General features: G+C 64.1%; 19 protein-coding genes. 12 read left to right on the forward strand and 7 right to left on the reverse strand.

All coding sequences use genetic code 11. From position 1 onward, the window contains the following. Nucleotide 1: 1 nt before the first annotated feature. From AC07X9_RS06020 to AC07X9_RS06040, 5 genes are read right to left on the reverse strand one after another with little or no spacing between them, the layout of a single operon-like run. Entirely contained in the window at nucleotides 2–1,117 is a 1,116-nt protein-coding gene (locus AC07X9_RS06020) for a hypothetical protein (RefSeq protein WP_495197980.1), read from the reverse strand. 57 nt (nucleotides 1,118–1,174) lie between these two features. Further along, nucleotides 1,175–1,381: a PRTRC system protein C gene (locus AC07X9_RS06025; protein ID WP_086485650.1), complete on the reverse strand. Its 207-nt coding sequence runs from the start codon at nucleotides 1,379–1,381 to the stop codon at nucleotides 1,175–1,177. A gap of 30 nt (nucleotides 1,382–1,411) precedes the next feature. Further along, on the reverse strand, nucleotides 1,412–1,819 hold the full coding sequence (locus AC07X9_RS06030) for a PRTRC system protein E (RefSeq protein ID WP_086485651.1): 408 nt from the start codon (nucleotides 1,817–1,819) through the stop codon (nucleotides 1,412–1,414). 3 nt (nucleotides 1,820–1,822) lie between these two features. After that, on the reverse strand, nucleotides 1,823–3,157 hold the full coding sequence (locus AC07X9_RS06035) for a PRTRC system ParB family protein (RefSeq protein WP_086485652.1): 1,335 nt from the start codon (nucleotides 3,155–3,157) through the stop codon (nucleotides 1,823–1,825). After that, on the reverse strand, nucleotides 3,154–3,387 hold the full coding sequence (locus AC07X9_RS06040; protein ID WP_086485653.1) for a hypothetical protein: 234 nt from the start codon (nucleotides 3,385–3,387) through the stop codon (nucleotides 3,154–3,156). Before AC07X9_RS06040 ends, AC07X9_RS06035 begins: the two co-directional genes overlap by 4 nt. Before the next feature lie 507 nt (nucleotides 3,388–3,894). Between AC07X9_RS06040 and AC07X9_RS06045 the strand changes: the two genes are divergently transcribed. The 8 genes from AC07X9_RS06045 to AC07X9_RS06080 all read left to right on the forward strand — a co-directional run bounded on the left by AC07X9_RS06045 (nucleotide 3,895) and on the right by AC07X9_RS06080 (nucleotide 14,755). Next, entirely contained in the window at nucleotides 3,895–5,529 is a 1,635-nt protein-coding gene (locus AC07X9_RS06045; protein ID WP_026149784.1) for a TldD/PmbA family protein, read from the forward strand. Nucleotides 5,530–5,549: 20 nt separating this feature from the next. Beyond that, nucleotides 5,550–6,884, forward strand: a complete 1,335-nt coding sequence (locus tag AC07X9_RS06050; protein ID WP_019053550.1) for a TldD/PmbA family protein — start codon at nucleotides 5,550–5,552, stop codon at nucleotides 6,882–6,884. A gap of 16 nt (nucleotides 6,885–6,900) precedes the next feature. After that, nucleotides 6,901–7,596 (forward strand): DUF4159 domain-containing protein, encoded by a 696-nt coding sequence (locus AC07X9_RS06055; RefSeq protein ID WP_043145735.1) that lies wholly within the window; start codon nucleotides 6,901–6,903, stop codon nucleotides 7,594–7,596. A gap of 138 nt (nucleotides 7,597–7,734) precedes the next feature. Beyond that, complete coding sequence (locus tag AC07X9_RS06060) at nucleotides 7,735–8,724, forward strand: AAA family ATPase (RefSeq protein WP_086485654.1); 990 nt, start codon at nucleotides 7,735–7,737, stop codon at nucleotides 8,722–8,724. A gap of 7 nt (nucleotides 8,725–8,731) precedes the next feature. Continuing rightward, complete coding sequence (locus tag AC07X9_RS06065) at nucleotides 8,732–9,625, forward strand: DUF58 domain-containing protein (RefSeq protein WP_017182212.1); 894 nt, start codon at nucleotides 8,732–8,734, stop codon at nucleotides 9,623–9,625. After that, nucleotides 9,622–10,770, forward strand: coding sequence for a BatA domain-containing protein (locus AC07X9_RS06070; protein ID WP_086485655.1), 1,149 nt, complete (start codon nucleotides 9,622–9,624; stop codon nucleotides 10,768–10,770). Before AC07X9_RS06065 ends, AC07X9_RS06070 begins: the two co-directional genes overlap by 4 nt. Then, nucleotides 10,767–12,974, forward strand: a complete 2,208-nt coding sequence (locus AC07X9_RS06075; RefSeq protein ID WP_017182214.1) for a DUF4175 family protein — start codon at nucleotides 10,767–10,769, stop codon at nucleotides 12,972–12,974. Before AC07X9_RS06070 ends, AC07X9_RS06075 begins: the two co-directional genes overlap by 4 nt. Next, the gene (locus AC07X9_RS06080) at nucleotides 12,971–14,755 is read left to right on the forward strand and encodes a carboxypeptidase-like regulatory domain-containing protein (RefSeq protein ID WP_017182215.1); all 1,785 of its coding nucleotides are present in this window, start codon (nucleotides 12,971–12,973) and stop codon (nucleotides 14,753–14,755) included. The genes AC07X9_RS06075 and AC07X9_RS06080 overlap by 4 nt, the downstream gene beginning before the upstream one ends. Here the strand turns inward: AC07X9_RS06080 and AC07X9_RS06085 are convergent. Continuing rightward, the gene (locus AC07X9_RS06085) at nucleotides 14,740–15,189 is read right to left on the reverse strand and encodes a hypothetical protein (protein ID WP_017182216.1); all 450 of its coding nucleotides are present in this window, start codon (nucleotides 15,187–15,189) and stop codon (nucleotides 14,740–14,742) included. The genes AC07X9_RS06080 and AC07X9_RS06085 overlap by 16 nt on opposite strands. A 134-nt stretch (nucleotides 15,190–15,323) precedes the next feature. On the opposite strand from AC07X9_RS06085, the gene AC07X9_RS06090 reads away from it, so the two are divergent. Beyond that, nucleotides 15,324–15,995 carry a spermidine synthase gene (locus AC07X9_RS06090; RefSeq protein WP_026002232.1) on the forward strand — a complete coding sequence of 224 codons (672 nt, stop codon included), beginning with the start codon at nucleotides 15,324–15,326 and terminating at the stop codon, nucleotides 15,993–15,995. A 3-nt stretch (nucleotides 15,996–15,998) separates the two neighbouring features. Here AC07X9_RS06090 and AC07X9_RS06095 read toward each other — a convergent pair whose 3' ends face one another. Next, complete coding sequence (locus AC07X9_RS06095; RefSeq protein WP_017182218.1) at nucleotides 15,999–16,760, reverse strand: competence/damage-inducible protein A; 762 nt, start codon at nucleotides 16,758–16,760, stop codon at nucleotides 15,999–16,001. Between the two features lie 203 nt (nucleotides 16,761–16,963). Here AC07X9_RS06095 and map point away from each other — a divergent pair, with 203 nt between their 5' ends. The 3 genes from map (at nucleotide 16,964) to glnA (ending at nucleotide 19,888) form a co-directional block, all read left to right on the forward strand. Next, entirely contained in the window at nucleotides 16,964–17,791 is an 828-nt protein-coding gene (gene map / locus AC07X9_RS06100; RefSeq protein ID WP_017182219.1) for a type I methionyl aminopeptidase, read from the forward strand. A 247-nt stretch (nucleotides 17,792–18,038) separates the two neighbouring features. Beyond that, on the forward strand, nucleotides 18,039–18,377 hold the full coding sequence (locus AC07X9_RS06105; protein ID WP_017182220.1) for a P-II family nitrogen regulator: 339 nt from the start codon (nucleotides 18,039–18,041) through the stop codon (nucleotides 18,375–18,377). Nucleotides 18,378–18,475: 98 nt separating this feature from the next. Further along, complete coding sequence (gene glnA / locus AC07X9_RS06110; protein ID WP_017182221.1) at nucleotides 18,476–19,888, forward strand: type I glutamate--ammonia ligase; 1,413 nt, start codon at nucleotides 18,476–18,478, stop codon at nucleotides 19,886–19,888. Nucleotides 19,889–19,930 lie beyond the last annotated feature (42 nt).

The following is a 19,930-nucleotide window of genomic DNA, read 5'->3' on the forward strand; positions in this document are numbered from 1 at the left end:
CTCACGGTTGAAAGGGGTTGGTGTCGATCAGATCCTGCGCCGCAAGCAGCAGCTCGGCGCCAAGCTTAAGAGACGCGAACCATTGATCGATCGCGGCCGGGGCCGGCATCTGGTAGAGGCCAACGATATCGTTGAAGCCGTTTTCCATGCAGGGTCGCGCAACGTCGTCGATCTCACGCGCGAACACGTCGAACGGGACGATCGTCATCGGTGGCAGCATGCCGTGATCCTCGTATTCGGGCAGATAATCGAGGATGAAATCGCTGTTGTAGCACCAGGCGTTATCGGTGTTTTCCAAAGCGTCCAGCGCCACGCGCGCTTTGCGCAGTCGCCGTATCCTCTTGGCCAGCCCGGCAGGCAGCTTCTTCAACGGGTAGGCGTTGGACGCGAACATCCACGCGGGACGCCTCCCCATGACGCCCGACGGCAGCTGCTCGACATCGATCTCGTCATCTGCCAGCCCGCGCCACTCCTTGATTGAAACCAGCGCGCCTTCATCGCCGATGGAGCCATCCCAATAATAGACGGACAGCTCCTCCATCAGATCCTCGAAGCCGATCATCGGAGCTGCCGCGTTGATCGTCGTCGCAATCGCCTGATAGGCCGCCGCCTGCATCCCGACCGGTGCTACCTGATCGAGGATGGCGTTGCGCAGCGCGTTCGACTTCTCGATCCAGCCGAGGTTCATCTGGCCTATGCTGTCGCAGATGAGCGCGATCGCGGGCGGCCGGCCGTCCTCGCCCTCCAGCACCGCCGCCCGCAAATCCACGATCTCGATCGGATTGAGGATTTCCAGCACTGCCGAATCGAACACCCGTTCGATCCGCTGGCGCGCTTCCCCGCGAGTGTAGAGCCGGGGCGCATCGTCCTGCGCCGCCGCCCAATGGCCGAGCACCCTGTGATGCGCCCCGAGCGGACCGTCGAACGCCGTCTGCACATCGGGTGACAGGGCGACCGTCCGCCCGGCCAGATCAGCCGAGGGGGGCGAGATGGAGGCCGGGAGGCGGCTGGATCGGTTCGCCCCGGCTTTCCTGCGAGACGAGGATTTGCGCGTGAAGGGCTGCTGCTTGCTCGCTGCACTTGGGGATGGAAGGACTGGTTTCGTTGCCATCGTCATGCTCGATCCATTCGAGGAGCGTCTTTCGGGGCGCGGGCGGTATCGCGGCGACCACAGCTATCCCTTGGTGCCGACTGCGCGCCGGTACTCGGTGACGTGGACATTATTCGTCACGCCGGCATCGACCGCCTCGGCATTAAGGATCGCGGGGTAGAGGGTGGCGTGATAGGCGCGCAGGCCCTGCGGATCTGCGGCGAGGTGCGGCGGAATGGGAAGGTCGATCCCGTCATAGCGATAGGCGCGGGTGAGCTGATTGATTTGCATGTGCAGTCTTCCTGGATCGGGTGAGAAGTGTCAGTCGTCCCAAAGGCTGGTCGGTTCGCCGGGCTTGGGTGCAGCGCTGGGTTCGGATGACGCGGCCGGTGCTGGCGCGGCCTTGGCAGGCTCGGCCTTTTTCGACTTGGCGGGCGCCTTTGTGGCCTCCGCCGCCGCGCGCTGTTCGGCGATCTGGTCGCCCAACCCCTTGCGCACGGCGATCAGCTGACCGAGTGCCCCGTCCTCGCCCTTGGCAAGCTCCTCGTCGATCTCCGCCGCCGTGGCAGTGATGGATATCGGCCGGACCTCGCCCGCCTCCGGATTGGATTTCGCGCCCACTGCCTTTCGAGGGATGACGGTGAGCGTGACGGTGCCGTCCGGACCGGCAACGAGGTCGAAGCCAAGCGAATAGCGGGACAGAAGAGGAAGCAGGCTGGTGATGAGCATGGGTCAGACTTTCTCAGGGTGGGCATGGTGCGCGCCAAGGCCAGCGCCGGCGGGCGGTGGGCTGTATTTGCCATCGAGCGTGATCGCGCTGGGCAGACGCCCGGCCCAGCTGAAGCCTGTGGCGTTCAACATGCCATCGACGATCTTGTCGGTTTTGGCTTCGAGCAGTTTGGCAAAGACCTTCGCGCCCATGTGATCGACCAGCCCGCATTCCTGCGCGATGAATTTGAGCTCGTCCTTCCCGAACTTCGAGAGGAACGGCCGGTCCACCTGCCAGGTGTCGCGCAGGATCGCGTCGAACGCGGTGGCGATGTCGGGGTCACCTTCCACGGCCTGGATTAGGGCAGTGCGCCAGGCGGCTTCACGCATGGCCGTGACGCGGCTGGCGATCGTCTCGGCTGTCACCTTCGGAGTTACTGGCGGCACAGCTGGCGGAGCGCTTGGCTTTGCTGCTTTTACCTGATCGACCGGCGAAGCGGGTATAGTACCCACTTTGGGCGTGACAGGCGCTTTAAGGTTTCCCGGCTTTTGTGCATCCGAGGCAACTTGTTCAACCGAGGGCGCGCTGGCGGCGACCTCCGCTTCCGTCTTGAGCTTGAAACATCCGGCGTTCGTGCAGAAGCCGTCATCGACATGGGTAGCGAACAGAGCGCGCTGCGATGCGGAGTTGAACGGGCATGTGGTGCACTCGGCCTTGTCGAATTGCGCCCCGACAAGGCTCTGCGTCACCCGCATCAGCAACTCGCGCGTCTTGGCGACGCCCAGGCCAGCACCCAGAATCGTGTTGAGCGCCTTCTCCTGCTTGTCGGCTGGCACTGCCGCGAGGAGCTCGGCATGCCCGACCTTGATCCGGCGTTCGTCGAGCGCGACCTTGACCGGCTCGGCAAGGTTGGCCAGCGCCAGCCGTCGATCGAGCTTTGCCAGCGACCATGCCAGCCGCCGCGCCGCCTCAGAGCGATCGCCCTGGCAGGCTGCGAGCGCTCGGACAGCAGCGTCTGCCTGCTCGGTTTCGGATGTGTCATCACGAATGTCGTTTTCGTCGATGGCCGCTTCCAGCGCCTCCTGATCGGTCATCTCGCGGATGATGACAGGTATGTCAGCGTCGGGACCGAACGCTTCGATAGCAGCATTGTAGCGACGCCCGCCTGCCACGATGCTGTAGGTTCCCTCTGCGCCGGCGACCGGGCGGACGATCGGCGGCTGGAGAATGCCGCGCAGGCGGAACGAGGCGACCAGTTCGTCATGCTTGGCCTGGTCGAAGTAGCGACGGGGGTTATCGCCCTTCGTGATCCGCGACAGCGGGAGCGTGGTGACGTGCTTAAGGATGTTGTCGGTCATGATGATGCCTCCGTGACGGGCGTGACCCGGTTGAGCAGGTAGCAACCGCTGATCCCGTCCAGCCAGACGACTGCGGAATGGCCTGACAGCAGCTCGGCTGGCGAGCGGGTCTTCGTCGTGATGGTCGCGCCATTGTCGCGGCGGACGGTGACCGCCTGCCCGACCGGATAGCGCTCGTTCCACCTGTCGACGTGGCGCTGGGCCTCTCTGGGCTTGTTCAGAAGGGCCATCACGCACCCCCGGTGCGCGGCCGGGCGCACGTGCAGAAACCACGCGATTGCGCCGTTTCCTTCTCCGGTGTAGCTCCGGTGAAAATCGGCCCATTTGCCGAGTCGTTCCCCCTATGGTCCGCGCGGTTATCGCGGTCTAAATGAGGATTTCCGCGCCCTGCGGCGCTAGGCGTTGCCTTCGGGAGGCAGGGGCCGGAGGTTCGAATCCTCTTTCCCCGACCACATTTCTTCACAGCATCCGGATATGATCCACCCCGCCAGGGGAAAAGGCCGTGCGCGGCCCGATTTGTTGCGTCCACGCAACGTGCGGCCTGCCCTGCCATGGCCAGCATCTTTCGACAGATGTCATATGTCGAAAGCGGGCAAGGCAAAGTTGTGCAGTCGTAAAAGATGTTTGACCCAGCCCTGCCCTGCCGCGATGATCCCACCCATCGGTACGGCCAACCGGCCGCATCCCAAGCACAATCCGACCCGCTTGACGCGGGCATTTGCAGGTGGAGACGAACCTTGCACAGAAGAGATTTCCTGGCCTTTGGCACCATGGGCATAGGCGGCCTGATCCTGCCTTCGATGTTCGGCAAGGTGATTGCCGCGGAGGAACTGAACAGCGCCATCGACGTCACCGTGAAGAAGGCACTGGCAGACGCGGCGTTGAATGCCGCCAAGAGCGCTGGCGCAACCTATTGCGATGTGCGCGTTGGCCGTTACCTGCGCCAGTTCGTCATCACCCGCGAACGCAATGTCGAAAATGTCGTCAACACCGAATCGACCGGCGTTGGCATCCGCGTGATCGCAAACGGCGCCTGGGGCTTTGCCGCCACTAACGATATGACAAGGGAAGCCGTGGCCAAGGCAGCGGCCGAGGCCGTCGCCATTGCAAAGGCCAATGCGCCCACCCAGTCCGCCCCGGTCCAGCTTGCCCCGGTCAAGGGCGCGGGTGAAGTCAGCTGGCGCACGCCGATCGTCAAGAACAGCATGACCGTGCCGATCAAGGACAAGGTCGACCTGTTGATGGGCGTGAACGCCGCCGCCATGGACGCAGGCGCGGACTTCATCCGCTCCATCCTGTTCCTGGTCAATGAGCAGAAATATTTCGCCAGCACCGATGGCAGCTATATCGACCAGGATGTGCACCGCATCTGGGCGCCGATGGAAGTCACCGCCGTCGACAAGACGACGGGCAAGTTCCGCGTCCGTGAAGGCCTGTCCGCGCCGATGGGGCTGGGCTTTGAATACTTGGACGGCGCAGCGTCCGGCAAGACCGTGCTGCCCAATGGCGTCACCGTCTATGGCAACAGCTATGACATGAAGGAGGATGCGATCGCCGCCGCCAAGCAGGCGCGCGCGAAGATCAAGGCGCCTTCGGTCAAGCCCGGCAAATATGATCTGGTGCTCGATCCTTCGCACACCTGGCTCACCATCCACGAATCGGTCGGCCATCCGCTCGAACTTGACCGGGTGCTGGGATATGAAGCCAATTATGCGGGCACCAGCTTTGCCACGATGGACAAGATGCAGAGCCATTTCCAATATGGCAGCGACAAGGTGAATATCGTCGCGGACAAGACCCAGCCCGGCAGTCTGGGCGCGGTCGCCTATGACGATGAAGGCGTCAAGACCAAGAAGTGGGACTTGATCCGCGACGGCAAGCTGGTCGGCTATCAGGCGATCCGCGATCAGGCGCATATCGAGGGCAAGAGCGAAAGCGACGGCTGCTGCTATGCCGACAGCTGGTCCAACGTCCAGTTCCAGCGCATGGCGAACGTCAGTCTGGAACCCGGTAAGGCCAAGCAGAGCGTCGCCGACATGATCGCCAATGTCGAAGATGGCGTCTACATCATCGGCGACGGCAGCTTCTCGATCGACCAGCAGCGCTATAATGCGCAATTTGGCGGTCAGCTCTTCTACGAGATCAAGAACGGCAAGATCACCCAGCAGATCGAGGATGTCGCCTACCAGATCCGCACACCGGAATTCTGGAACGCCTGTGCGGGCGTATGCGACGCCAGCGACTATCGCCTGGGCGGCTCCTTCTTCGACGGCAAGGGCCAGCCCGCGCAGGTTTCGGCCGTATCGCACGGCTCCAGCACCGCGCGTTTCAACGGCATCAACGTCATCAACACCGCCCGTTCGCTCGGTTGATCGGTCAGGGAGAGAAAAATATGAGCATCCTTTCCGAAGCACAGGCCAAGGCGATCCTGACCAAGGTCGTGGGCTTTTCCAAGGCGGACGAATGCACCGCGCAGCTGACCGGTTCGACCCGCGGCAATGTGCGCTTTGCCCGCAACGATGTGTCGACCGCCGGCATTACCGACAATATCGATCTGTCTGTGCAGGTCGCCTTTGGCAAACGGGTCGGCATCGCGACCATCAACCAGTTTGACGACGCCGCGCTGGAGCGCGTGGTGCGCCGGGCGGAGGAACTGGCGAAGCTAGCCCCGGAAAACCCGGAATTCATGCCTGCCGTCGACAAGCAGACCTACACGCCGACCCCGACATTCAGCCCCGCGACCGCCGGGATTACCGCCGCCTATCGCGCCAAGGTGGCGAGCGATTCGATCGCGCCATGCCGCGCCGAAAAGCTGGTCGCGGCAGGCTATCTTGAGGATCAGGCCGGGTTCGTCGCCTTCCTCAACAGCAAGGGCAATTACGGGTATCAGACCGGCACAAGCGCCGATTATACCTGCACCGTCCGCACCGAGGATGGGCGCGGCTCCGGTTGGGTCGGGCATAATGTGCAGGACGTCGCCAACTTCAACGCAAGCGAGGATATTCGCATCGCGATGCGCAAGGCCAGCGCGTCAGCCGACGCCAAGGCGCTGGAGCCGGGCAAATATACCGTCATTCTGGAACCGGCGGCTGCCGCTGGTCTCATTCAGTTCATGTTCTTTTTCTTCGACGCTCGCTCCGCCGACGAAGGCCGCAGCTTCCTGTCGAAAAAGGGTGGCGGCAACAAGCTGGGCGAACAGGTGTTCGGGCCGCAGGTCAACTTCTTCGCCGACCCGGCCTATCCGGGCGCCGCCGTCTATCCCTGGGATGAGGAAGGCCTGCCGCGCACGAAAATGCCGATCGTCGAGAATGGCAAGCTCGTGAACATGGAATATTCGCGCTACTGGTCGCAAAAGCAGGGCAAGCCCGCCATGGCGCAGCCCGGCAACCTGATCATGACCGGCGGCACCAAATCGACCGCCGATCTGGTCCGCACGACCGAGCGGGGCATATTGGTGTCGCGCACCTGGTATATCCGCATGGTCGATCCGCAGACGGTGCTGCTGACGGGCCTGACCCGCGACGGCACCTTCTATATCGAAAATGGCCAGATCAAATATCCGATCAAGAATTTCCGCTTCAACGAATCCCCGGTCATCATGCTCAACAATGTCGAAGAGCTGGGCAAACCCGTCCGCGTGAAGGGCGACGAAGCGGACACGCCGATCATCGTGCCGCCGATGAAGCTGCGCGATTTTACCTTCACGTCGCTGTCGGACGCGGTGTGAGGCCAGTTCGCGCGATATGACGCGGAGCGAGTTCCTTCGGTTGATGGCGGGCGGTCTGGCCAGTGCAATGCTGGCCCGACCGCTCGCGGCCGCGGGGGGCTATGATTTCTGGTTCACGCGACTGCGATATGATTCGGGCGACTGGGATGTCGACCAGCGGATGCCGTCCAACCTGATCACGTCGCTGATCGACTATACGACATTGCGGGTGGACCCGAAGGAGCATGTCATCGCCCTGTCCGACCCCAGGATGCTGACCGCGCCCTTCTGTTATCTGGCCGGGCACAAGCTGGTCGAGTTTTCGGCGGCAGAACGGCGCAATTTCGAACGCTATGTCCGCAATGGCGGGTTCGTGCTGGTCGATGATTGCAACCACGATATTGACGGCCTGTTCGCCCGGTCGTTCGAAGCGCAGATGGCCAAGATTTTCGGCAGCAAGGCGCTCAAGCAACTGCCCAATACGCACCCGCTCTATCGGTCCTTCTTCAAATTTGACGGCCCGCCCAATACCGGCTTCGAACTGAATGGCTGGGGCGACGATCTGGTTCATGACTATCTGAAAGGGATAGAGATAGAGGGGCGGCTGGGCGTGCTCTACAGCAACAAGGATTATGGCTGCGAATGGGATTATGACTGGCGCAACAAGCGGTTCCTGGCCGAGGATAACACCCGGTTCGGCGTCAATATCGTGATGTATGCGCTATCGGTGTGATCGATAATTTTTACGCCTCCAATTAAACCCCGTTCGGGCTGTGCCTGTCGAAGCCTTGTTCTTCCCTTCAAGAAGGACGCCCCTTCGACAGGCGCGGGTTGAACGGTAAGCATGAAATTGCCCAGTAAGGGACCGTCTATGACCAGCATCACCGAAGCCGATATTCAGGGCCAGCTTGCCCGCCTGACCGAGTTGCGCGCCGCAATTGGCCAGGCGATCGTTGGGCAGACTGAAGTCGTCGAACAATTGCTGATCGGGCTGCTTGCGGGCGGCCATTGCCTGCTGGAGGGCGTGCCGGGACTGGGCAAGACATTGCTGGTTCGGTCGCTGGGCGAAGCGCTGAAGCTGGATTTTCGCCGCGTCCAGTTCACCCCCGACCTGATGCCCAGCGACATATTGGGCACCGAACTGCTGGAGGAGGATCATGGCACCGGCCATCGCAGCTTCCGTTTCCAGAAGGGGCCGGTGTTCACCAACCTGCTGCTGGCCGACGAACTCAACCGCACCCCGCCCAAAACGCAGGCCGCGCTGCTGGAAGCGATGCAGGAAAAGACCGTCAGCTATGCCGGCGTGACGCACCGGCTGCCTGCGCCCTTCTTCGTGCTGGCGACGCAGAACCCGCTGGAACAGGCGGGCACCTATCCACTGCCCGAAGCGCAGCTGGACCGCTTCCTGCTGCACATCCGCGTCGATTATCCGACCGAGCAGGAAGAACAGGATATTCTGGCCCAGACCACAGGCGCGAAGGCGAACGCCGTTCCCGCCGTGATGCATGGCGATGAAGTGCTGGCCCTCCAGGCCTGGGTGCGTCAGGTGCATTTCAGCGACGATCTGCTCCGCTGGGTCACCCGCATGGTGCGGGCCAGTCGCCCCGGCGATGGCGCGCCCGACGAGATCCGCAAATATGTAAAATGGGGCGCGGGACCGCGCGCTGGCCAGTCGCTGATCCTGACGGCCAAGGCGCGCGCATTGCTCCATGGGCGGCTTGCCGCCACGCGGGAGGATATTATTGCGCTCGCCGCGCCGGTCATGCGCCACCGCCTGCTCCTGTCCTTTGCGGCGGAGGCAGAGGGGCGTAGCGCAGACGATGTCGTGGCCGCCTTGCTGCGTGCCGTACCGCTTAGCTGAACCGCGCATGGTCGATTTCATCCCCCCTGACGTGCGGAACAGGCTGAAAAGCCTGCGCCTCGTCACGCGCCGGGCGGTGGGATCGCATGGCATCGGGCTGCACCAGAGCCACAGCCGGGGCGCGGGCCTCGAATTCGCTCAATATCGTGCCTATGAGCGCGGCGACGAATTGCGCCAGATCGACTGGAAACTCTACGCCCGGTCCGACAAATTCTTCGTGCGCGAAGCGGAGCGCGAAAGCCCGGTCGCGGTGTGGATATTGATGGATGCCAGTGCTTCGATGACGCAGGCCGATGCCGCGCGCCCGGACTATAGCCGCTTCGACGCCGCAAAAGGACTGGCGGCCTGCATTGCCGATCTGGCGATGCGGCAGGGCGATCGTTTTGGCTGGATGGCGCTGAGCGATCAGGGTCTGGCGCTGTTACCGCCCGCCAGTGGCGCACGGCAGCGGGACCGGCTGCTGCTGGAACTGATTGGAGTGAACGCGGTCGGCGGCTTTGCGCCGGAGGACCAGCTTGGCCCGGTGTGGGAGCGGATCGGCGCGCGCGATCTGGTCATTCTGCTCAGCGACTGTTTCGATCCCGGCGCGGTCGAACTGGCGGAAAAGCTGGCGGCGGCGGGTCGCGAGACATTGCTGATCGAAATGCTGACGGTGGCCGAGCGCGATTTTCCTTTCGATGGCGGCTATCGATTCCGCGATCCCGAAACGGGCGAGGAATTGCTGGCGGACGGTCCCGCCCTACGCAGCGAATTTCTTGCCCGTTTCGGGGCGGCGCGCGATGCGCTGCATGATCGGCTGGACGCGGTGGGAATCCGTTACGCCACCCACATGCTCGACCAGCCGATCGACGTGCCGCTGCGCCGCCTGTTCGGCGCGCATGAAGCGGCGGAATATCAATGACGCCAGCCCTGTTGCTGCCCGGCGCGCTGGCCGCGCTGCTGGCGCTCATCGTCCCGCTGGTCATCCATATCGCCCGGCGCAGCGAGCAGGTGCCGACCGACTTCGCCGCCTTGCGCTGGTTGCGGCAAAAGCCCCGGCCTCGATCGCGGCTGCGGTTCGACGAATGGCCGCTGCTGCTGCTGCGCCTCCTCCTCTTGGCGCTGGTCGCGCTGTGGCTTGCCCAGCCCGTGCTGTTCGGGGCCGGAGACCGCAGGCCCGTCGCGGCGTTGGTCCCCGGTGTCGATCCCGCCCGTGCGCCCATTGGCGATGTCCGATCGGTCTGGCTGGCCCCCGGCTTTCCGTCGATCGACCAGCCGTCGCCATCCGGCCCATTCCCCGTCGCCAGCCTGATCCGTCAGCTTGACGCGGAAATGCCTGCCGATGTTCCGCTGACCATCATCACGCCGCAGGTCATCGAAGGGGCGGATGCCGACCGTCTCCGCCTGTCGCGCAAGCCGGAATGGCGGATCTCGCCGGGCGCCATGCCTGCCCCGCGTACCCAGCCTGCCCCAATAGCGCCGCTGGCGATCCGATATGATGCGCAGCATCGCGGCGGCATCCGCTACCTGCGCGCCGCCGCGCTGGCATGGCAACCCGCTGGTCGGGATGCCGCGATCGACACAGGCGCGATCGATGCGCCACTGCCGGACCAGCGCCATGTTCTGATCTGGCTGGGCGGCGGGACAGTGCCGGACGGGCTGAGCCGCTGGATCAAGCAGGGCGGCACGGCGCTGGTCGCGTCAGACATGCTGGTTCCGGCCGACACGCCGCGCGCGCCGCTCTGGCGTGACGCACTCGGCGCACCGCTGGTAGAGGCTATGCCTTTGGGCCAGGGGCGGCTGCTGCGCTTCACCCGTCCATTGACCCCGGCCATGATGCCGGCCCTGCTGGACGCCGATTTCCCCACCCGTCTGCGTGCCGTGCTGACCCCGGCCCCGCCGCCGCCAGCGCGGGTTGCCGCCGCCGACTATGCGCCGCTGACTGGCGGACGCGCCTATGATCAGCCGCCGCAGGATATGCGCCCGTGGCTGGCGATCCTGATTGCGGCGCTGCTGATCGCCGAACGCTGGCTGGCGACCCGCCGCAGCCGGGGTATCAGTCCATGAGTGCGAACGATCTGCTCGCCCGCTGGACGGCTCCCGCAAAATATCGGGTGATGGCCGACAGTCTCGCCCTCGCCGTGCCGCTGGTCGTGGGACTTGCGGCCATTGGCTGGCGCTTGTCGGGCATCATCGCCGCCGTTGCGGCCGCCATGATCGCAGCGGCAATCGCCCTGTTTGCCGCGCGCTATCGTGCCCGGCGCTATGATCAAGCCTGGCTGGTCCATGCGCTGGATCGCGACCGGCCGGACATGGAGGACAGCGCCAACCTGTTGTTCGCCGACCCTGCTCTACTTGGCCCGCTTGAGCGGCTCCAGCAGGCGCGGCTGCTCGGCAGGATCGACCGCGACAGTCCCGACAGCCTGCGTCCCGACTGGTCGCGCCGCCTGATCCTGCTCGCGGGGATCATGGGCTTGATCGCGGTCGGCCTCGCGCTGTTCTGGCCACGCCCCGGTCATGGGCCACCGACGCTGGCCCCCAGCACGGAAGCGCTGCCCGCAACGCCCGGCATCCCGCGTCTGACCGCGCAGAATCTGCGGATCATCCCGCCTGCCTATACCGGGCTGCCGCCGCGCGATTCCGCATCGCTGGACGCGCGCGCGCCGGTTGGATCGCGGATCGAATGGACGCTGCGCTTTGATCCGCAAGCAACTGTCCCGGCGATCCTGCCGGTCGGGGGCGCGCCCATCGCCCTGCGCCGCGACGGCCCGAACTGGATCGCCAGCCGCCTGCTCGACGCCTCCTTCCTCTATCGCGTCGATCCCGCATCGGGCCGTGGCCCGACGCCGCCTCTCCATCGGGTCGACGCCATTGCCGACAGTCCACCACAGGTGCGCGCGATCAGCCCGGCCGCCAGCCTGACGATGGTACAGGCCGGTCAGCGCAACTGGACCCCGGTCTTTGCCGCCACGGACGATTATGGCGTCGCCGCCACCGCGCGGCTCCGCGTCACGCTGGCAATCGGCGAGGGCGAGAATGTGACCTTCAGCGAGCGCGAAATAGCGGTTTCGGGCAGCGGCCCGCCACGCGATCGACGTTTCAGCCCCCGACTGGATTTCGGCGCTCTTGGGTTTAGCGCGGGCGGCGACATGGTGGTGCAACTCATCGTGCGCGACATGCGGCAACCCGCTGCGCAGGAAGTGCGCGGCCCCAGCCTGATCCTGCGCTGGCCATCGTCCAGGCAGCCCGAAAGCAGCGGGCTGGAGGGCATGGTCAACATCACCCTGCCTGCCTATTTCCGCAGTCAGCGACAGATCATCATCGATGCTGAAGCGCTCCTCAAGCAGAAGCGCCGCCTTGCCGCCGATCGCTATCTTGCCCGTTCCGCCAGCATCGGCAGCGACCAACGGATATTGCGCGGCCGTTACAGCCAGTTTCTGGGCGGCGAAGAGGAAGGCGAACCGGAACCGCCCCCCAATCATGGCGAACAGCATAGCGACGATGATGGCCATGACCACGATCAAGGGCACGACCATGATCATGATCACGACCACGATCACGATGAAGGGCACGATCATGGCCATGATCATGGCCATGACCATGGCGGCGCACCGCGGCGACCCGCGCCGGGCTTTGGCGCGCCGGAGGATGTGCTGGCGGACTTTGGCCACGCGCATGATGATTCGCCCGCGTCCAGCCTCGATCCCGAAACCCGCGCCATCCTGAAGAAAGCGGTCGATGAAATGTGGCAGTCCGAGGTGCAGTTGAGGCAAGGCCATCCCGATCTGGCGCTGCCCTTTGCCTATCGCGCGCTGCGTTTCATCAAGGAGGTGCAGCAGGCGACCCGCATCTTCCTGTCGCGGGTAGGGCCGGAACTTTCACCGATCGACCCCAGTCGCCGCATGACCGGCAAGCGGGAGGGGCTGGCCAGCCGCGTTCTGGCGATCAGCCCGGTCGAAGGACGGGACGGTCCCGCTGCGGCGGCCTGGCGCGCGCTGGGCGATGGGCCGGGCGCGATCCGGGGGCCGATCGCGCTGGATGCGCTCGACCGCTGGGCGCGGGGGCAATCCGCCCATTTGCCCGATCCGCTGGCGCTTTCAGGGGCGATCGACGCCGTCCGCCGCGATCCCGCCTGTCTGCCCTGCCGCGCCAAGTTGCGCGCCCTTCTCTGGACCGCCATGGAACGACCGCCGGCCCAGCCTGCCCGCCGCCGTCCCGCCGATGCTGGCGGTGCGCGCTATCTTGGGGCGATAGGAGGGGGCAAGCCATGACCGCCGCATGGATGACCGCCATCCTGTTGGGCGCGGCCATGATTGTGGCGAGCGTTCGTCTGATCCTGTGGCATCGTAGCGCAAGCGCGCCGTCGCCCAGGCGATTGATCGCGCTGCTGCTGCTCCAGCCGGTGTGCGGAATATTGTTGTTTTTGACGCTATTTCCCCCTGCGACGACCATGAGCAGCGACGCGCTGCGGATCGCGACACGCGGCACGTCTCGTCTGGCGGCTGGTCCTATGGTCCTGCTGCCCGAAGCGCCCGACATTCGCCCTGGCGAACATGTGCCCGATCTTGCGACCGCCTTGCGGCGGCACCCCGGCACCAGCGAGATTATCATACTGGGCGACGGCCTGCCGCCGCGCGACATGGAAGCGGCAAAGCGAGTCGCCGTCCGTTTTGAGCCGCGCCCTCTGCGTCAGGGTATCAGCCATGTTGCCCCGCCGACGCTCGTCGCGCCGGGGAGCAGCTTCAGCCTGGGCGGGCAGTTGAGCGCCCTCCCCAGCGCCACCGTCGAATTGCTCGACCCGGCCGGGCAAGTGACGGACAGCGTTCAGGCCGACGCCGATGGGCGCTTTGCGCTGACCGGCACCGCGCGCGCCGCTGGGGCCGTGCTGTTCACCATGCGCGTGCGCGATGGCCGCCGCACCGTCGAACAGGCCAGCGTCCCGCTACTGGTCGCTGACAGCCCAGCCCCGCGCCTGCTAATCCTGTCGGCAGCGCCCAATGCCGAAGTCAAATATCTGCGCCGCTGGGCTGCCGATGCTGGCTTTGCCGTGACAACGCAAATGAGCGCGGGGGGCGGCATTGCGCTGGGCGACGCGCCGATCGCGATGGACGGCGCAACGCTCCGCAAGTTCGACGCAGCGATCGTCGATGACCGCAGCTGGGCAGCGCGGCGCGGCGTGCTGATGGACGCGGCGCGCAACGGGCTGGGGCTGATCCTGCACCCCAGCGGGCCGATCGACGCGACGACGCGCGGACAATGGCAGGCGTTGGGCTTTGGCCTGACGGGCAAGGGTGGCTTGGTTCCCCTCGCCCTGCCCAAGCCCCTTGCTCCCACCATCGCGCGCACCCGGCAGGGTATCGGCAGCGACGACAGGCCAGCGGACCTGGCCCTGCCCGACGAAATGCTGCCGGAGATCAGCCGTCTTGGCCTGACGCCGGAGGGTGAGAACGCCGTGCCCTTGCTGCGAGATGCGGGTGGCGTGACGCTGGCGGCCTGGCGGGCGGTTGATAGCGGGCGAGTTGCGCTGTTCACTGGTATCGACAGCTATGCGCTGACGCTGACGGGCCATCGGGGGCTGCATGGCGACTGGTGGAGCGCGATGCTGGCGACCGTTGCACGCCCCGCCCCCGGCATGACGCCCATCACGACACCGGGATGGGCGGGCGAGCGGATGATCCTGTGCGGCCTGACCACCCCTGCTGAGGTCGAAGGCCCGGATGGACGGATGGCAAACCTGTTGCCGGTAGCGGGATGCGGCGCCTTCTGGCCCGACAAGGCTGGCTGGCATCAGCTGCGCCGGGCGGGCGATGGCCAGGCCACGCCCTTCTACGTCCAGCCTGCCAATGCCCTGCCGGTGATGCGGGCCGCGCGGGATCGGGACGCCATGTTGATGCTGCGCCCGCCAGCATCGGGCGACAAGGCCGCCATGGGCAAGTCAGTCCCAGGATCGCCCTGGCCGTTCGCGATCGGCTGGTTGCTGGCAAGCGCGCTGCTGTGGTGGCTGGAGCGGGCGCGGGTCGGCCGCGCCGCTGCGCCTCAATCGGCGAGGTAGAAATCCCGCAGCGCCCGCGCGTCGTGCAGGGCGTTGTGCGGCACCCGGCTGTTGGCGGCCGCGCTAAAGCCCGCGGCATTGATCAGTTCCAGCCGCAGACCGAAATCGACCCCCGCCATCAGGCCCGGCCCCTTCACCAGCAAAGCGCAGAAATGGGCCAGATCCTCCGGCCAGTCGGCGATGATCAGCGGATCATCATCCCCTTCCAGATAGGCGGCGACATGATCGGCCGCATCCGCCCGGTTGAGTTCCAGATATATGCCCGGCGGCACATGGCGCAGATAGGGGACGACATGCTGCGCCACCCATGGCTCGACATCGTCCGGCAGCGGCAGCGCGACGTAAAATTCCTGGTCGCCATGTTCGGGAACCAGCGCGACGCTGATCAGCCCACCGCCAAAACCGTTAAATTCAGTGTCGAGAAAATAGCGCATGAAAAAAGGAACTGCCTGCCGTTCGATAGGTCTGGCCATCGCAAGACGGCATCTGCGAATGCCTGTAGCATTTGCGCGGGGCTTGCCAAGCTGCCATGCGCGCCAGCGACATATCATCCAGGAAAGACACCAGCATGATCCCGCGCGAATATCTTGGCTCCGCCGCCATTCCGGGCGGGGAGGAATTGAAGCTCTACCGCCGGGGCGGCGACTTCATGATCGTGCTGGATCGCAACGAATTGATGAGCAGCCGTATGAGCGGGTCGGAAAAGGCGCTGGCGGTCATGACGATCGAGCGGCTGGCGGGCCGCAAGGCGCCTCATCTGCTCATCGGCGGATATGGCATGGGCTTTACCCTGCGCGCAGCGCTGGCGATCCTGCCCGCCGACGCGCGGATCACGCTGGTAGAACTGGTGCCGGAAATCATCGCATGGGCGCGTGGCCCGATGGTCGATCTGGCTGCCGGATGCCTGGATGATCCGCGCGTCGAACTCGTCATGGGCGACGTGGCGAGCGTGATCGCGGACGGCAGGAGCAGCTATGATGCGATCCTGCTGGATGTGGATAATGGGCCTGACGGGCTGACCATGGTGGCGAATGACCGGCTCTATTCCGCTCAGGGACTCGCGATTGCGCGCGATGCGCTACGCCCCGGCGGCATTCTGGCCGTCTGGTCGGCCGGGTCGGACGATGCCTTCACCCGCCGCCTGCGCAATGCCAAATTTGCCGTCGACGAAGTGGCGGTGAAGGCGCGCGACAATGGCAAGGGGCCGCGCCATGTCATCTGGTTTGCGGCGAAGCGCTGACCTTTAGATCCCGTTCGGGATGACGGGCCATCCGCCCTGTTCGAGCGCCGTGCTGAGCGCCGTGAGGCACTGGTTGAGCGCGCTCGCGTCGGTCGAACGCACGACGAAGTTCGCGCCCGTGCGCCCTTCGCGGAAAAAGGGATAGCTGCCAATCTGGCATCCCTCATGCGCCTGCTCCGCCGCGCCCAGCAGGTCGGCAATCTCGCTCTCTGCAACCCAGCAGCCGATCGTGGCGGACAGCAGCGGCAGCCCGCCCTCCAGCGTGCCGGTCAGGCTGTCCAGCATCCCGGCGGTGATGTGCGGCACGCCCGCCATGATGAAGATATTGCCATGGCGGATACCCGGCGCGCCCGACATGCGGTTTTCGATCAGGCTGGCCCCGGCGGGAACCCGCGCCATGCGCAGCCGCGCTTCGGTCAGCCCACCGCGCGTTTCATAATAGCCCGCCAGCATCGCCCGCGCCTGAGGATGCACTTCCACCGGCACGCCCAGCGCCGCCGCGATCGCATCGACGGTTATATCGTCATGGGTCGGGCCGATGCCGCCGGTGGTGAACAGATAATCGTTGCGCGCGCGCAGGATGTTGACTGATTCGACGATGGCGTCGCTATCGTCCGCCACCACCCGCACTTCGCGCAGGCGGATGCCCTGAACATTGAGCCAGGTCGCGATCTGGCTGATATTCTTGTCCTGCGTGCGGCCAGACAGGATTTCGTCGCCGATCACGATCAGCGCTGCGGTCCAGATGCGGGTAGGATCGGCCATGGCGCGTCCATAGCCTGCGCATGGCGCCCTGCCTAGTGGATTGATTTTGACATCGTAAAGCCCGCTGGAAATCAAATATTTCTGATGGTCCGCTGCGTATCGGGCATGCGCGTGTGACATCCCCTCACGCTCAATCGAATATCGGGATCGGACCACTGGCCGCCCCTCTCGCATTATGGCGCGGGTGCCCCTATAGTCATGTCATGACCGAATATATGACGATGACGGCCGATGCGCCGATTTCCCGTTCGGCCGCGATCAAATTATATGACGCGGCGGGTTTTGAAGGCATGCGCCGCGCCGGACGGCTGGCGGCCGAGATACTCGATGCGTTGGTGCCCCATGTCGTACCGGGCGTGACGACCGGCGAACTGGACGACATCGTGCGCCAGATGACGCTGGACGGTGGCGGCGTGCCCGCGACGCTTGGCTATCGCGGCTATACCCATAGTTGCTGCACATCGATCAACAACGTCATCTGCCACGGCATCCCCGGCGATTATCGGCTGAAGGACGGCGATATCGTCAATATCGACGTTACCCCGCTGGTCGATGGGTGGCATGGCGACACCAGCCGCATGTTCATCGCGGGTGATGCGCCGATCAAGGCGCGGCGGCTGGTCGAGGTGACCTATGAATGTCTGATGCTGGGCATCGAGCAGGCAAAGCCCGGCAACCATCTGGGCGACATTGGCCATGTGATCCAGCGGCACGCCGAAAAGCACCGCTATGGCGTGGTCCGTGATTTTTGCGGCCATGGCCTGGGCCGGGTGTTTCATGACAGCCCGGAGGTCGTGCATATCGGCCGCCCCGGTACGGGCCCGGAACTCAAGCCCGGCATGTTCTTCACGATCGAACCGATGATCAATATCGGCAAGCCCGGCGTCAGGATGATGGAAGATGGCTGGACGGCGGTAACGCGCGACCGCACCCTGTCCGCCCAGTTCGAACATAGTATCGGCATTACCGAAACCGGATGCGAGATTTTCACGAAGAGCCCTGCCGGACTGGATGCGCCGCCCTATAGCTGAGCGCGCGCCAACGACTGCTTAAAAAACGGGCAGCCTGGCAGGGAAATGCCCTGAATCCGGGCAATATGGACAAAGATTGCTGCATCGCCGAAAGCATGTTCTAGCGATTCGCCATTTGGCACGGTAATTGGATATCAAGAGGGACGGCGCCTGGCCTTTTGGGGGGCATGACGAACGTCACTTGAGGAGAGAGGAATGCGGGTCGCACCCGCATTCTGTCGTGCGTTATGGGTTGGGAATACTAGTGATGAAAAAAGTCGAAGCCATCATCAAGCCGTTCAAGCTGGACGAGGTGAAGGAAGCACTCCACGAAGTGGGCGTGTCGGGCATTACCGTGACCGAAGCCAAGGGCTTTGGCCGCCAGAAAGGTCATACCGAACTTTATCGCGGCGCTGAATATGTCGTCGATTTCCTGCCCAAGGTGAAGCTGGAAGTCGTCGTCGACGATGCGCTGGCCGACCGGGTGGTGGAGGCGATTTGCGCCGCAGCGCAGACCGGACGCATCGGCGACGGCAAGATTTTCATTTCCAACGTCGAGGGCGCCGTGCGGATCCGCACCGGCGAGCGGGACAGCGACGCGATCTGATTTCACGCAAATTCTGGTCATCCCGGCATCGGGGCGACGGAACAACGGGCATCCATCTACCCCTTCGGGGGGGTAATAAACGAGAAGGGCAAGCGCACATGGCCAATACGCCAAAAGACATTCTCAAGATGATCGAGGAAAAGGAGATCGAGTGGGTCGATGTCCGTTTTACCGATCCCAAGGGCACCTGGCACCACCTGACGATGTGCGCGAACGTCATTGGCGAAGATGAGCTGACTGACGGCCTGATGTTCGACGGCTCCTCGATCGAGGGCTGGAAGGAAATCAACGAATCGGACATGATCCTGAAGCCCGATCTGGACGCGGTATTCTTCGATCCGTTCAGCGCGACGCCGATGATGATCCTGGTGTGCGACATCGTCGAACCCGAAGATGGTTCGCTCTATTCGCGCGATCCGCGTTCGACCGCCAAGCGCGCGGAAATGTTCCTCCAGTCGACGGGCCTCGGTGACACCGTCTATATCGGCCCGGAACCTGAATTCTTCATGTTCGACAGCGTCGAATTCGACAACACCTACAATTCCAGCTTCTACAAGCTGGACGATATCGAACTGCCCACCAACAGCGGCACGAAATATGACGGCGGCAATATGGGTCACCGTCCCCGCGCCAAGGGCGGCTATTTCCCGGTCGGCCCGGTCGACGTGACCACCGACATTCGCGCCGAAATGGTGACCACGCTGATGGAAATGGGCCTGCCCATGGACAAGCATCACCATGAAGTCGCCGGCAGCCAGCACGAACTGGGCCTGACCTTCGGCAAGCTGGTCGAAACCTGCGACCGCATCCAGATCTACAAATATGTCGTGAAGATGGTTGCCCAGGCCTATGGCAAGACCGCAACCTTCATGCCCAAGCCGATCAAGGCCGACAATGGTTCGGGTATGCACACGCATATTTCGATCTGGAACAAGGGCCAGAACACCTTTGCCGGTGACGGCTATGCCGGCCTGTCCGATACCTGCCTGTTCTTCATCGGCGGCGTGATCAAGCATGCCAAGGCGCTCAACGCCTTCACCAACCCGACCACCAACAGCTACAAGCGCCTGGTGCCCGGCTTTGAAGCCCCCGTGCTGCTCGCCTATTCGGCGCGCAACCGTTCCGCTTCGTGCCGTATCCCCTATGGTGCGGGCACCAAGGCGAAGCGCGTCGAATTCCGCTTCCCCGATCCGCTTGCCAACTCCTACCTCGCCACCGCCGCGTTGCTGATGGCCGGTATCGACGGGATCGAAAACAAGATTCACCCCGGCGAAGCCATGGACAAGAATCTGTACGACCTGCCGCCGGTGGAACTGGCCAAGGTGCCGACCGTGTGCGGCTCGCTGCGCGAAGCGCTCGAAAGCCTGGAAAAGGATCAGGACTTCCTGCTGAAGGGCGGCGTGTTCACCAAGGACCAGATCGACGCCTATATGGAACTGAAATGGCCTGAAGTGTATCGCTGGGAAATGGCGCCTTCGCCGGTCGAATTCGACATGTATTATAGCGGCTGATCTTTTTCAGCGCTGCGAAAAAGGACAAGGCCCGGTTGCTTC

The organism is Sphingobium sp. GW456-12-10-14-TSB1 (assembly GCF_059424385.1).

Coding starts and splice junctions, on each gene's coding strand:
- AC07X9_RS06020 (WP_495197980.1), bottom strand. CDS start 1,117: ATGACGATGGCAACGAAACCAGTCCTTCCATCCCCAAGTGCAGCGAGC.
- AC07X9_RS06025 (WP_086485650.1), bottom strand. CDS start 1,381: ATGCAAATCAATCAGCTCACCCGCGCCTATCGCTATGACGGGATCGAC.
- AC07X9_RS06030 (WP_086485651.1), bottom strand. CDS start 1,819: ATGCTCATCACCAGCCTGCTTCCTCTTCTGTCCCGCTATTCGCTTGGC.
- AC07X9_RS06035 (WP_086485652.1), bottom strand. CDS start 3,157: ATGACCGACAACATCCTTAAGCACGTCACCACGCTCCCGCTGTCGCGG.
- AC07X9_RS06040 (WP_086485653.1), bottom strand. CDS start 3,387: ATGGCCCTTCTGAACAAGCCCAGAGAGGCCCAGCGCCACGTCGACAGG.
- AC07X9_RS06050 (WP_019053550.1), top strand. CDS start 5,550: ATGAGCATCCTTTCCGAAGCACAGGCCAAGGCGATCCTGACCAAGGTC.
- AC07X9_RS06055 (WP_043145735.1), top strand. CDS start 6,901: ATGACGCGGAGCGAGTTCCTTCGGTTGATGGCGGGCGGTCTGGCCAGT.
- AC07X9_RS06060 (WP_086485654.1), top strand. CDS start 7,735: ATGACCAGCATCACCGAAGCCGATATTCAGGGCCAGCTTGCCCGCCTG.
- AC07X9_RS06065 (WP_017182212.1), top strand. CDS start 8,732: ATGGTCGATTTCATCCCCCCTGACGTGCGGAACAGGCTGAAAAGCCTG.
- AC07X9_RS06070 (WP_086485655.1), top strand. CDS start 9,622: ATGACGCCAGCCCTGTTGCTGCCCGGCGCGCTGGCCGCGCTGCTGGCG.
- AC07X9_RS06075 (WP_017182214.1), top strand. CDS start 10,767: ATGAGTGCGAACGATCTGCTCGCCCGCTGGACGGCTCCCGCAAAATAT.
- AC07X9_RS06080 (WP_017182215.1), top strand. CDS start 12,971: ATGACCGCCGCATGGATGACCGCCATCCTGTTGGGCGCGGCCATGATT.
- AC07X9_RS06085 (WP_017182216.1), bottom strand. CDS start 15,189: ATGCGCTATTTTCTCGACACTGAATTTAACGGTTTTGGCGGTGGGCTG.
- AC07X9_RS06090 (WP_026002232.1), top strand. CDS start 15,324: ATGATCCCGCGCGAATATCTTGGCTCCGCCGCCATTCCGGGCGGGGAG.
- AC07X9_RS06095 (WP_017182218.1), bottom strand. CDS start 16,760: ATGGCCGATCCTACCCGCATCTGGACCGCAGCGCTGATCGTGATCGGC.
- map (WP_017182219.1), top strand. CDS start 16,964: ATGACCGAATATATGACGATGACGGCCGATGCGCCGATTTCCCGTTCG.
- AC07X9_RS06105 (WP_017182220.1), top strand. CDS start 18,039: ATGAAAAAAGTCGAAGCCATCATCAAGCCGTTCAAGCTGGACGAGGTG.
- glnA (WP_017182221.1), top strand. CDS start 18,476: ATGGCCAATACGCCAAAAGACATTCTCAAGATGATCGAGGAAAAGGAG.